The following is a 13,683-nucleotide window of genomic DNA, read 5'->3' on the forward strand; positions in this document are numbered from 1 at the left end:
CACACATTTTACCTAACTGGTGGTATACTTTTCAATTATTTTAGTGGACTACTTTTCAATTATATTATACACATGTTTCTTGAAGAACATCTCTTATTCCTCGTGCTTGAGGGGCAATTCATTATGCACCACGGGAAACAAACTTATACGGTGAATAAGAACGAAATGATTTTATTAAAGAAGGCCACTTCGGTGAAGTATGAAAAGACTGGCGACCCAGATAATGATAATATATCCGAATGCATTATGTTCTGTCTGAAAGATAACCTGATAAAAGAGTTTCTCACTATGGCAAACGTAAAGATTCCCCGTACAGAAGAAGAGATAAAAACATCAGTCTATCCGATGAATGAATGTTTGATTGCTTTTGGCCGCTCTCTTGACCCTTATTTTAAATGTCCCACATCGGTAGATCCCGGACTGCTCCGTCTCAAAATAATGGAGCTGCTGTATGACATATCCCTATCCAATAAAAATATGTTCATTCAGTTGCTTCAATTCAGGCAACCGGCACGTATGGATATCCGAAAAGTAGTAGAACAATACTATGCCACACCGGTCACTCTGCCCGAACTTGCCTATCTTTCCGGACGGAGCCTTTCTAGTTTCAAACGCGACTTTCAGTTACTATACAATATGCCTCCCGCCCGATGGATAAAAGAAAAACGATTGGAGAAGGCCAAGGAAATGATTCAGAACACCGCAATACCTGTCAATGAGATAGGCTATTCCATGGGCTTTGAAAATATATCCCATTTTTCGCGTATCTTCAAAAAACATTATGGTCAATCGCCAACCGATTATCGCCAACCCATCAGATTGGACTGAACAGAATAAAACTTTGAGCCATATAGCAAATCTTATGGATAGAATACACTTTAATTTTGCATCGAATAAACTATCAAAGATAAATGTATGGATAAGAAAAGAATTTTAGTTATTACAGGAAGCCCGAGAAAGAACGGTAATAGTGATCTATTGGCAGAAGCCTTTATCGAAGGAGCTTTACAGGCAGGGCATACCGTCGATCGTTTCAATAGCGGTCGTAAGAATGTCAGAGGTTGTATAGCCTGCGACAAATGCTTTACCCGTGGAACAGCATGTGCAATAAAAGATGATTTTGAAGAAGTAGCTCCTCTGATTGCACAGGCCGATATACTAGTATTCAGTTCGCCACTATACTATTTCTCTTTTCCGGCACAAATAAAGGGCGTTATAGATCGGCTCTATTCCTTCAATTCAAGCCCTGAACCACTAAGAATAAAAGAAACAGTTTTACTGGCCTGCGGAGAAACATCAGACCTAACCGATTTTGAAGGCATGACCAAAACATACGAAAAAACAGCCTCGTACTTAACATGGGAAGATCGTGGGCAATTACTCGTTCCTGGTGTCTTTGCCAAAGGCGAAATAAACACCAAAGGACAGGACTATCTTAAATTGGCCAAAGAACTTGGGCTTGCATTGTAAGTTAAATTAGTGAAATAAAGAAGAAGGGATGCACTTTATGCAAAGGAGAAAAGGAATTCTTGTCCCTTTGCTCCCTTTTCCTTTGTCCTTAAAATCATTATCTTTGTCAGGAATAAGAGCATACGTATGGCAGAACCCTTTAAAAATATGTACAACGAGCAGTTCTTAGCCCTGTTTACGAAAGACTTAAAGCTCGTTATCCTCGATTTAGATACCCGTGCATTTGTGTCTCAGGTTATGGATAAGGAATGGGAAAACAGAGAGCTCAAACAACGCACCGCACACATTGCAACAGTACTCAGACGGTTTTTACCGACAGACTACAAAGATGCTATTGCTAAAATACTCGAACTACTGGATCGTATTGAAGCCCGATATCCACATTGTTCCAAAATAGACGATACAAAGTATGGCTTACTATTAGAGTATGGAGGAATTTTGGATAATTATGTAGATCAATACGGACTGGACGATTACAAGACCTCTATTGAAGCAATAGAGAGAATTACCCAGTTCACAAGCTGCGAATTTGTCGCTCATTCGTTTATAGTCAAATACCCCGACGCGATGATGGCGCAAATGCTCGTTTGGTCGAGGCACGAACATTGGGGAGTAAGGCGGCTTGCCTCAGAAGGTTGCCGCCCGCGCTTGCCTTGGGCAATAGCTTTACCAAATCTGAAAAAAAATCCTGCACCTATCATCCCTATATTAGAAAATCTTAAAAACGACCCGGCAAGATTTGTGCGACTAAGTGTTGCCAACAACCTGAATGACATCGCAAAAGATAACCCCGAAGTAGTGATTGATTTGGTAAAAAGATGGCAAGGAGAGTCGGAAGAAGTAGATTGGATTATTAAACATGGCTGCCGGACACTCCTAAAACAAGGCAATCCGGAAGTGATGGAACTATTCGGTTTAGGTTCTACGAAGCATATAACTATTAAGGACTTTCAGATCACAACACCCGAAGTGAAAGTCGGTAACTCGTTGGAGTTTAGTTTCAATCTACTGAATAATGGAAACAAGGGAACTAAAATAAGACTTGAATACGGACTATATTACCAAAAGGCAAACGGTACATTGTCGAAGAAAGTTTGCAAAATCAGTGAAAAAGACTATGCTGCAAAATCAACCACACGTATCACCCGAAAACACTCTTTCAAAGTAGTAACCACACGGAAACTTCATCTCGGGCTTCATCAGGTTGCAGTTATAATAAACGGGAATGAGCTTGAGAAACATAATTTTGAACTGGTAGAATGAGGAACATAGCAAACAACCGATTACAATCGTCAATAGAAATAAAATACTTTGAAGATAGAAAAGATTGGCGAAAGTGGCTGACCGATAACTTTGAAACAGCCAATGAAGTTTGGTTTGTATTTCCTCAGAAGTCGTCGGGCAAAAAAAGTATCACGTACAACGATGCTGTTGAAGAAGCCCTTTGTTTCGAGTGGATCGACAGTACGATAAAACCGCTTGACGAAGAACATCGGATTCAGCGTTTCACTCCTAGAAATCCTAAGAGCACATACTCGCAAGCCAACAAAGAAAGACTTAACTGGTTGTTGGAAAACAAAATGATACACCCGAAGTTTGAGGATAAAATACGAAATATCTTGTCTGTTCCTTTTGTTTTTCCAAATGATATAATCGACAGATTGAAAGAAGATAAAACAGTCTGGAAAACCTATCAACATTTTTCTGATACATATAAACGTATCCGGATAGCATACATTGAAGCTGCTAGGAAACGATCCGAAGAATTTGAAAAGCGATTAAACAACTTTATAGGTAAAACAAAAGAGAATAAAATAATAACAGGATTTGGTGGAATTGAAAAATACTATTGATTTATAAACACAGATACACCTCTTAATAATTTTAGACATCCAAAAAGGTGTTTAATAGACGATTTCATACTATTTCCATCCAACACAATATGAATATATGCCAATGGTGCTAAATCTGCATCTTAAACATTTTAGGCTTACCTATCACTCAAAGAAATCTTTATAGACCTGAATATCATTTCCCGGCAAACATATTCTTAGTCTCCTTTTTGAGAATATTTCGTTCGGCGGTGGTAACTGTAATATAATATTGGGCTTGTGCATAATATGCCATTACCTTGATAATAATAATCTAATGGTAATTGGAACTCATAAAATCTAACATCAGCACCTTCCACAGGTAAGCCATTTTGTGTAACTTTTATTTGTATATAGTTGTCGTCATTATCGCTACAAGCAGTGAGTTTCTTTCAATTTTGAATGTTTAATTATATGTCATGAAAGTAATCATCAATATTCTGATTGAGTATATTCAATTACCAAATAATGTTCTTTTAAGAATTCTTCCTGTTTCTCAAGAAAATTAAAATAATCATTTCGTACTAATATCTTTAAATGTTCATGTGTCCAGGAAATTGAATCTTCTTTGATATAAGTTATTTTTTTATCTATTGCTGGTTTTGTTAATTCTATCAGTATAGGAGGACTCAATTTTGATACATCATTTAAAAATAATTTTTGATATTGATGAAAGAATATGTTGGCTGAATAATATTTGCTTACAGTTGTCAATTTATCATCTTGAAAATAAAAAACTGTACCAGGTAACATACTTCCAAACTCACCATAGGAAAAGGCGAGATTTTTTGATCTTACAAAATCTGGATTAATGTCTTCTATTGAAGATCCGAATCTATAGTTAAATATAGAATCTGTTTTTGAATACTCCCCTTTACCATTATTACCATTGTTTGGATTATCATCATCACTATCGCTACAAGCAGTAAGGATAAAAAGGGTGAGAAGTATATAAAGTAAGTTTTTCATCATTTTTGGTTTTTGTCAATACAAATGTAGATGCATTTAGTCAGTTTTGCAAGGGAGTTTATTTTTTCTCCCTTGCTTTGTTGTTTAGTTGTGTGCCAAGTGTTAATTAACACAGAAATAGCAACTTACAAAAACGAAAAAAGCGACAAAAAGAAGAAATCTTCAATTTGTCGCTCTCAGTGCGGATGAAGGGACTCGAACCCCCACGCCGTGAAGCACCAGATCCTAAGTCTGGCGTGGCTACCAATTACACCACATCCGCAGGTGCTATTGTGTTAGCGGGTACAAAGATAGTAAATATTTTTAAATTCAAACAAATTGAATAAAAAATATAATCTGAATTTTATCTTTTTAAAAAAAGGCTTTTTAGGACGGCAGAATTTATATTTTAATGTTATTTTTATATCAATGGCAAAAAAAAATGTAGATTTGTGACCATAAAAAGTAATGTATAACAAAAAGTTCATTATCGTGAAAACTGAAGATGAAGAAAAAGTAAAAGGTTTGCCCGAGAATGCCTTTCGGGAACTTAAAGACGGTGAGGAGTATAAGCCTATAATGTCGCCCGATAAACAGTATAAAGAAGTAACACCATGGTCGGTAACCTGGGGGTTGTTGATGGCTGTTGTTTTTAGTGCCGCAGCCGCTTATCTGGGGCTGAAAGTAGGACAAGTGTTCGAAGCCGCAATCCCAATTGCAATTATAGCCGTAGGGCTTTCCAGCGGGTTGAAGCGCAAAAATGCATTGGGCGAAAATGTTATTATCCAGTCTATTGGTGCAACAAGCGGGGTTATTGTTGCGGGAGCAATTTTCACATTGCCTGCACTATATATCCTTCAGGCAAAATATCCGGAAATAACAGTCGATTTTTTCCAAGTATTTATGAGTTCTTTGCTTGGGGGTATTTTGGGTATTTTATTTCTTATTCCTTTCCGTAAGTATTTTGTTAAAGATATGCACGGTAAATATCCGTTCCCCGAAGCTACAGCAACTACTCAGGTGTTAATTTCCGGCGAAAAGGGTGGGGGACAGGCAAAGCCCTTGATCTTTGCAGGGATTATTGGAGGTCTTTACGATTTCGTAATTGCTACATTCGGTGCATGGGCTGAGACGTTTTCGTCGAGGGTATTACCGTTTGGCGCAGAAATAGCAGAAAAAGCAAAAGTAGTTTTCAAAGTAAATGTTGGTGCTGCCGTATTGGGGCTCGGATTTATTGTCGGTTTAAAATATGCTGCAATAATATGTGCAGGTTCAATCCTTGTTTGGTTTGTTATCGTGCCAGTGTTGCCTTTGTTGAGCGAATCGCTGCTTCAGGGATTGAATCCCTCTTATGTTGATGGTATAGCATCGTTCGCCCCCGAAAAAATATTTTCCGATTTTGCCCGTCATATAGGTATCGGAGGTATTGCAATGGCCGGAATTATCGGTATAATAAGGTCGTGGGGTATTATAAAAAGTGCGATAGGGCTTGCCTCTAAAGAGTTTAAAGGTGGAAACAAGCAAGGCGAAGTTGTAATCGACAAGCGTACTCAGCGGGATCTTCCTATGAAGATTATTACTATAGGAGTTGTTTTAGCGCTTATTGTAACTTTCATATTCTTCTATTTTGGCGTTATTCATAACCTTATGCATGCAGTAATAGCTATATTGGTTGTGGGTGTTATTGCATTTTTATTTACTACGGTTGCAGCTAATGCAATTGCTATTGTAGGTACAAATCCTGTGTCGGGAATGACATTGATGACCCTTATTCTTGCATCAGTAGTAATGGTTGCTGTTGGGCTGAAGGGTACTTCGGGTATGGTTGCAGCCCTTATAATAGGGGGCGTTGTGTGTACAGCTCTTTCTATGGCGGGAGGTTTTATTACCGACCTGAAAATAGGGTATTGGTTAGGTTCTACTCCTGCAAAACAGCAATCGTGGAAGTTTTTGGGAACGTTGGTTTCGGCTGCTACAGTTGGAGGGGTTATTCTTGTGTTGAACAAAACATACGGATTTACAGGCGACAATGCCTTGGTTGCACCTCAGGCTAATGCTATGGCTGCAGTTATCGAGCCATTGATGATGGGAGCAGGCGCACCTTGGTTGCTTTACGGAATAGGTGCTTTAATTGCATTATTACTTACATTTATGAAAGTTCCTGCTCTTGCTTTTGCATTGGGTATGTTTATTCCTCTCGAACTGAATATTCCTTTATTAATAGGTGGTGCTATAAACTGGTATGTAGGAAGCCGTAGTAAAGATCAGGCATTGAATACTGCGCGTGTAGAAAAAGGAACCCTGTTGGCTTCCGGATTTATTGCCGGTGGCGCACTGATGGGGGTTGTTAGTGCTACAATGCGTTTTGCAGGTCTGGATCTTGTGAACGAAGAATGGAGTGCGGGCGATGCTTCGCAGTATCTGGCTTTGGTTATGTATGTGCTTGTAATAGTCTATTTGGGCTATTCGTCGCTAAAAGCTAAGAAGGAAACAATATAAAAGTATACTGTTCGTATTATATGAAAAAAAACAGAGGGATTTATTCCTCTGTTTTTTATTATATATGTTGAATTAATGTTAAGGCTTATTCCAAGCCTAAAGTAAGTTTACATATCTCGATCTCTTTTTTATCGCCTGTATTTTTCCCTAAATCGTCCGAAATCTTTACAGCTTTGTGATATTCGGCTTTTATATTCGATTTCACATCGGTTAGTTTTATTACAATGTTTAGCGGCTTTGCTCCAACATCGTTTGTAAAGAATGTTCCTATTCCGTATGTATCGTGAATGCGGTTGTTCACGTATTGTTTTATGCGTTTTACTTCGTTAAGGTCTAAGGAGTCGCTGAAAACAATTGTCTTAGCAATAGGGTCTATTCTGTTTTCTTCGTAAAAGCAGATAGTTTTGTCGGCAAAAGCCAGAGGGTCGCCACTGTCGCAGCGTACACCGTCGAAAAGTTTAGCTTCTTTCAGACTAAACGAGCTAAAAAACGAATCGGTTGTATATGTATCTGTCAGGGCTATTCCTAAACTTCCTTGGAATACGTCGACCCAAGCTTCCAATGCCTTCGTGTTGGCAGAACGATACCCAAACAGTGCACCATGATACATAAACCATTCGTGGGGAAGAGTCCCTATGGGGGTTGTATTATGTTTCATTGCCAGATATACATTGCTTGTGCCTTTAAAAAAGTCGCCCGAATGTTCTTTTAGCTTGGCAACAACCTTGTCTTGTACATCGAACGAAAAACGACGGCGGGTGCCAAATTCAGAATAATCGGCTTTCAGTTCCGACATTCTTTTGGCTTTATCGGTTGCTTTTGTTTCAATATCTTTAGGCTCAACGCCCAACATCTGAAAGTACAATTCGGAGATTAAACCCATTAATGGAACTTCCCACAGCACCGTTCTGTACCAATAGCCTTCAACCGACACATTCAGTACTCCGTCTTTCTGCGAGATACTCACTTCCGACGGGTCGTATTGATAGCCTTCGAGAAAATCAATAAAAGCAGGGTCGAAAAAATAACACCTTTTTGTGATAAATGTTTTTTCGGCTTTAGTCATCTTCAGCTTTGCCATCTGATTAACTTCCTCTCTGAGCCTTTTGTCAAAGCCTTTGGGAAATTCGGTATTCCCTCTGTTTATAAATTCATATTTAACGTACGACCATGGGTATAATTTCTGGATAGCCATCATCACGGAGAACTTATACAGGTCGTTATCTGTAAAATGTTTTATAATCATAATTTGAGTGTTTTATCTATTATATACAGATATTATTAACATGTAAAAATTAGAATAGTTTGCTTCTTGCTGGTAATTAAATCTGAATTTGATATACAAATTTTAAAATTGTATGCAGATTATCAATAAAATAACTACCTTTGTGCCCACTTTTATTCCTATAACGAAAAAATAATAAAAGTAACTATTTTTTTAACTAGAAACCAGACTGTTGCCGATAAGTTAATAAAAAGGCAAACTGAGGCCGATTGTTTTTCTCTCTATTTTTTTCGATCGTTGTTGGGCGGCGAGAAAAATAATTGCCACCATTATTTACAACGTATTAAAACGAAATGAAAACATTTGAAGAATTAGGTATTGCCCCCAATATATTGAGGGCGATAGAAGAGATGGGTTATGAAAATCCGATGCCGGTGCAGGAAGAAGTTATTCCTTATTTGCTGGACGAGGTGAGGGATGTTATAGCCCTTGCACAAACAGGTACAGGTAAAACAGCTGCATTCGGGTTGCCGGTAATTCAATCTATTGACATTAAACAAAAAGTTCCGCAAGCCCTTATCTTGTGCCCTACACGTGAACTTTGTTTACAGATAGCCGGAGATTTGGCCGACTACTCGAAATATATTGAGAAATTACGTGTACTTCCTGTTTATGGAGGTTCAAGTATCGAAAGCCAGATAAAATCGCTAAAGAGGGGTGTGCAAATAATTGTGGCTACTCCCGGTCGTTTAATCGACCTGATAAACCGTAATACGGTCGATTTGGCATCGGTAAAATATGTGATTCTGGACGAGGCTGATGAAATGTTAAATATGGGCTTCTCGGATAGTATTGACGAAATACTGAAACAAGTGCCTGATGGACGGTCTATGTTGTTATTCTCGGCAACGATGCCTAAAGAAATAGCTAAGATCACACGAAAATACATGCACGAGCCTAAAGAAATAACTATCGGGCGAAAAAATGAAGGTTCGAATAATGTGAAGCATGTATATTATATGGTGCATGCTAAAGACAAATATTTGGCGTTAAAACGTGTTGCCGACTATTATCCTAATATATATGGTATAATATTCTGCCGTACGCGTCGCGAAACTCAGGAAATTGCCGATAAGCTGATACAAGACGGATATAATGCCGATTCGTTGCACGGAGACCTTTCGCAGGCTCAACGTGACTATGTGATGCAGAAGTTCAGGATTAAGAACATACAGCTTCTTGTGGCAACAGACGTTGCTGCACGCGGACTTGATGTCGACAGTCTTACGCATGTAATTAATTATGGTTTGCCCGACGATATAGAGTCGTATACCCACCGAAGCGGACGTACCGGACGTGCCGGAAAAACAGGTACATCTATTGCCATAGTTCATATAAAAGAAAAAGGCAAGATGCGTGAGATCGAAAAGATCATAAACAAGAAATTTGAGGAAGGTACTATTCCAACAGGTCAATCTATTTGCGAAAAGCAATTATTTAACTTTGTTGATCAACTGGAAAAAGTTAAGGTTAACGAAGATGAAATTGCTTCGCTTATGCCATCTGTATACAGAAGACTCGATTGGCTCGAAAAAGAAGATATAGTAAAACGTATTGTGTCGTTAGAGTTGAATCGTTTGCTTGACTATTATCGCGATGCCGAAGATATTGAAGTGCCAACGGGGCGTTTTTCTAAAGACGAAAAAAGAGGTGAAAGAGGAGATAGAGGCGAAAGAAGATCCGGAGGCGACAGGAAATCTGTGCGTACAGCCGAAAAAGGTTATTCGCGTCTGTTTATAAACATTGGGCGTACCGATGGAATAAATCCGGCAACACTGATGGGTTTTGTTAACGATTTTGTAGATAATAAGGTAAGAATAGGGCGCATAGATTTAATGCAGAACTTTTCTTTCTTCGAAGTGCCTGAAAAAGAGTCTAATAAAGTTATTAAATCATTGCGAAATACCGAATATAACGGACGTCGTGTGGTGGTAGAAATATCACAAGGCGGGCAATCGAATGGTAGCGGTAGTAGAGGCAACAGAAGCGAAAGCCGTTTTTCGGGAGGAGGCGACCGAGGGCGTAAAGGTTCGAGCGATAATAGAAAGTCTAGAAAACGGTAAAAATATTTGATTCTTAAAATATTAATGTTATATTTGCAACAAGCCGATGATAGAAAAACGGCTTGTTGTTTTTTTTTTTATTTAGCAACATAAATTATTTCTATGATTGATAAGATTTATAATAGGTTTTCGATAATCTGCTGATCGGTAGCGATTTATGCTGTGGTATTTTCTCTAATATTCACAGCCATCCCCTGAATGAATAAGTTATTAAGACCGATAAAGGAAAAATTAATAACTTTGTTAAACAATTTTACGACTATAAATGTTAAGTAAGTTGTAAGAATGAAGTATTATTTCACATAAACACATAAACGAGACAATTATGAAAGCTAACAACCAAAACAATTTTGAAGAAAAGTTAGTTGACTTGCAAAACAACATGATGAATTTTGCTTTAACATTAACAGCTAACAGAGAAGAAGCTAAAGACCTTTTACAAGAAACAACCTTGAGGGCTTTAGATAATAAAGAGAAGTATTACGAAAATGTAAACTTCAAAGGTTGGGTATTTACAATTATGCATAACATATTTGTAAATAATTATCGTAGAGTTGTTCGCACGCAAACGATTATTGATCAAACAGAGAATTTGTATCACCTAAATCTTCCACAAGATTCAGGATTTGATACTCCCGAAGGAGCTTATACTATTTCGGAGATAAATAAAGCGATAACAAGTTTCTCGGATGAATATCGTGTGCCATTTTCAATGCATGTCTCAGGATATAAATATGAGGAGATTGCTCAAAAATTAGGCCTACCTATAGGTACTGTAAAAAGTCGTATATTTTTTGCAAGAAAAAGATTGCAAGAAATGTTGAAAGATTATAAATACCAAGATAGAGAATAATACAAAAGCAGTCTTGTTTATGATATAGCCGATGAGTTATCTCATCGGCTTTTTTTTGTAATCAAAGATATTGCATCTCAAGTATTCCATTCTTTTATAGAAATATCTGATTATTGGTAGCTGATAAAAAAAACTTAAGCGATGTTGCGGTAATTAATTATGCTTATTTATCTATCTATTAGAGTGATATGTTGTTTCGACAACGTTGATTGATGTAGATAAGAAAAAAGGTAAAATTATGTCAGGAGTGTCAGGTTTTCAGAAAAAACGCATTGTAGACGGTTGTATTCGAATAATAATTCTACTTGTGTAGAACTATTGGAGATTGACAAAGGCATAAAGTCGGCTTTGGCTTAGATAGTAGACTGGCAATCGTATATTTTTTATAGCTTTCTGTTTTGTGCCGAAACCGTCAGATATGTCAGCTTTTGTAAAAAATATGCATTATGCCATGCTGAGAAGATAGTGTAATTCTATTAATGTAGAATTATCGCAGATGTGAAGAAATAGTCAAATTGATAGGTATTCATCGAATAATCTTCAAAGATATTTGTCTATCTTTGCGTTTCTGAAAATAATCATTTTATGAGCAAGAATTTCAAACGTACACTAGTTACATCGGCATTGCCTTATGCTAACGGACCAGTACATATAGGGCATTTAGCCGGAGTATATGTTCCCGCTGATATTTATGTCAGATACCTTAGGATGAAAGGAGAAGAGGTTATACATATCGGGGGATCGGACGAGCATGGTGTGCCTATCACTATTCGCGCCAGAAAAGAAGGTGTAACGCCACAGGATATTGTCGATAAATACCATGGAATAATAAAGAAATCGTTCGAAGAATTTGGAATATCGTTTGATATTTATTCGCGGACGAGTAGCGATATTCATAAAAAAACTGCCGCCGATTTCTTTCTGAAATTGTACGAAAACGGACAATTCGAGGAAAAGGTGTCGGAACAGTATTACGACGACGAAGCTAAAATGTTTTTGGCCGACCGTTATATTATGGGCGAATGCCCTCATTGTGGAAACCCGAATGCTTATGGCGATCAGTGTGAGCAATGTGGAACATCGTTAAGCCCTTTGGAATTGAAGAATCCACGTTCTACTATATCGGGATCGACTCCTGTTTTGCGTGAAACAAAGCACTGGTATCTTCCTCTTGATAAACATGAAGAATGGTTGCGCCAGTGGATATTGGAAGATCATAAAGAGTGGAAGACAAATGTATACGGACAATGTAAATCGTGGCTCGATATGGGCTTGCAGCCTCGTGCCGTAAGTCGCGACCTTGATTGGGGAGTGCCAATTCCGCTTGAAGGAGCCGAGCATAAAGTTCTTTATGTGTGGTTCGACGCTCCAATCGGGTATATATCGAATACTAAAGAACTATTCCCCGATTCGTGGGAAACATGGTGGAAGTCGGAAGATACACGTTTGTTACACTTTATAGGCAAGGATAACATTGTTTTTCATTGTATTGTTTTTCCGGCTATGTTGAAGGCAGAAGGAACTTTTATACTTCCCGAAAATGTTCCGGCAAACGAATTTCTTAACCTCGAAGGAGATAAAATATCAACATCGCGTAACTGGGCTGTGTGGTTGCACGAATATCTTGAAGATTTTCCAGGACAACAGGACGTTTTACGTTATGTGCTAACGGCAAATGCACCCGAAGCTAAAGATAATGACTTTACGTGGAAAGATTTTCAGGCTCGTAACAATAACGAACTGGTTGCCATATTCGGAAACTTTATAAACAGGGCATTAGTTCTTACCCAAAAGTATTTTAAGAGTCAGGTACCTCCGTGTAATGAGCTGACTGATTATGATAAGGAAACATTGAAGGAGTTTGCCGATGTGCGGGTATCTATCGAGAAAAATCTCGATACCTTCCGTTTTCGGGATGCTTTGAAGGATGCAATGAATCTTGCGCGTATAGGTAATAAATATTTGGCGGATACCGAACCTTGGAAGGTTGCGAAAACCGATATGAAGCGTACCGAAACAATTCTGAATATTGCATTGCAGATATCGGCGAATTTAACTATTGCTTTCGAACCGTTTTTGCCATTCAGTGCAAAACGAATAAGGGAGTTTTTGAATATAACCGAGTTGGAATGGAGTCAATTAGGTCGTGCTGATTTATTGAAGGTAGGACATCAATTGGGCACACCTGATCTTCTTTTTGCTAAAATAGAAGACGAAACAATTGAAAAGCAAATACAGAAGCTTTTAGATACAAAGGCATCGAACGAACAAAATGAGCGTGCGACAGTTCCTGTGAAGCCAAATATACAGTTCGAAGATTTTGAAAAACTGGATATACGTGTTGGTAAGGTTTTGGAGTGTACTAAAGTACCAAAGGCCGATAAATTGCTCCAATTTCTGATTGATGATGGTATAGCTAAACGAACCATAATATCGGGCATCGCACAGTGGTATAAACCTGAGGATTTAATCGGGAAACAGGTTTGCTTTATAGCAAATCTTGCCCCACGAAAGCTTAGAGGTATTGAGTCTCAGGGAATGATACTTTCGGCCGAAAATTCTGACGGAAGTTTATCTATAATTGAGCCTTCGACCGAGGTTGAATCGGGGAGTCAAGTAAAATAGTGAATCTTCTTCTTAATTAAGTAAGATCATTAGATAAAATAATAAAGGCTATTCAATACGAATAGCCTT

At 38.1% G+C, this 13,683-nt stretch carries 10 protein-coding genes, 1 tRNA gene and 1 pseudogene; 8 read left to right on the forward strand and 4 right to left on the reverse strand.

Features of this window, described 5'->3' with window-relative positions:
- From D0T53_RS08425 to D0T53_RS08440, 4 genes are all read left to right on the forward strand, one after another.
- The coding region (locus D0T53_RS08425) for an AraC family transcriptional regulator (RefSeq protein ID WP_221411514.1) at positions 1-828 on the forward strand (828 nt) is incomplete at its 5' end.
- A gap of 87 nt (positions 829-915) precedes the next feature.
- Positions 916-1,470: a flavodoxin family protein gene (locus D0T53_RS08430; RefSeq protein ID WP_163266814.1), complete on the forward strand. Its 555-nt coding sequence runs from the start codon at positions 916-918 to the stop codon at positions 1,468-1,470.
- A 126-nt stretch (positions 1,471-1,596) separates the two neighbouring features.
- Complete coding sequence (locus D0T53_RS08435; RefSeq protein ID WP_163266816.1) at positions 1,597-2,733, forward strand: DNA alkylation repair protein; 1,137 nt, start codon at positions 1,597-1,599, stop codon at positions 2,731-2,733.
- Complete coding sequence (locus D0T53_RS08440; RefSeq protein WP_163266818.1) at positions 2,730-3,323, forward strand: YdeI family protein; 594 nt, start codon at positions 2,730-2,732, stop codon at positions 3,321-3,323. The genes D0T53_RS08435 and D0T53_RS08440 overlap by 4 nt, the downstream gene beginning before the upstream one ends.
- Before the next feature lie 44 nt (positions 3,324-3,367).
- Here the strand turns inward: D0T53_RS08440 and D0T53_RS13600 are convergent.
- The 3 genes and pseudogenes from D0T53_RS13600 to D0T53_RS08455 form a co-directional block, all read right to left on the reverse strand.
- A pseudogene (locus tag D0T53_RS13600) lies at positions 3,368-3,582 on the reverse strand (helicase); the annotation flags it as partial.
- A gap of 191 nt (positions 3,583-3,773) precedes the next feature.
- Entirely contained in the window at positions 3,774-4,313 is a 540-nt protein-coding gene (locus D0T53_RS08450) for a hypothetical protein (RefSeq protein WP_163266820.1), read from the reverse strand.
- Between the two features lie 177 nt (positions 4,314-4,490).
- Positions 4,491-4,572, reverse strand: a tRNA-Leu gene (locus D0T53_RS08455).
- A gap of 209 nt (positions 4,573-4,781) precedes the next feature.
- Here D0T53_RS08455 and D0T53_RS08460 point away from each other — a divergent pair.
- Positions 4,782-6,788 (forward strand): OPT family oligopeptide transporter, encoded by a 2,007-nt coding sequence (locus tag D0T53_RS08460; RefSeq protein WP_163266822.1) that lies wholly within the window; start codon positions 4,782-4,784, stop codon positions 6,786-6,788.
- An 85-nt stretch (positions 6,789-6,873) separates the two neighbouring features.
- Here the strand turns inward: D0T53_RS08460 and pncB are convergent, their stop codons facing one another.
- Positions 6,874-8,034, reverse strand: a complete 1,161-nt coding sequence (pncB, locus tag D0T53_RS08465) for a nicotinate phosphoribosyltransferase (protein WP_163266824.1) — start codon at positions 8,032-8,034, stop codon at positions 6,874-6,876.
- Between the two features lie 332 nt (positions 8,035-8,366).
- Between pncB and D0T53_RS08470 the strand changes: the two genes are divergently transcribed.
- The 3 genes from D0T53_RS08470 (at position 8,367) to metG (ending at position 13,614) form a co-directional block, all read left to right on the forward strand.
- Positions 8,367-10,136, forward strand: coding sequence for a DEAD/DEAH box helicase (locus D0T53_RS08470; protein WP_163266826.1), 1,770 nt, complete (start codon positions 8,367-8,369; stop codon positions 10,134-10,136).
- A 325-nt stretch (positions 10,137-10,461) separates the two neighbouring features.
- Positions 10,462-10,989, forward strand: coding sequence for an RNA polymerase sigma factor (locus D0T53_RS08475; RefSeq protein ID WP_163266828.1), 528 nt, complete (start codon positions 10,462-10,464; stop codon positions 10,987-10,989).
- Between the two features lie 585 nt (positions 10,990-11,574).
- Complete coding sequence (gene metG, locus D0T53_RS08480; protein ID WP_163266830.1) at positions 11,575-13,614, forward strand: methionine--tRNA ligase; 2,040 nt, start codon at positions 11,575-11,577, stop codon at positions 13,612-13,614.
- The last annotated feature ends 69 nt before the right edge of the window (positions 13,615-13,683 follow it).

It is taken from the genome of Dysgonomonas sp. 216, from assembly GCF_010501065.1.
Taxonomy (GTDB): Bacteria; Bacteroidota; Bacteroidia; order Bacteroidales; family Dysgonomonadaceae; genus QVMM01.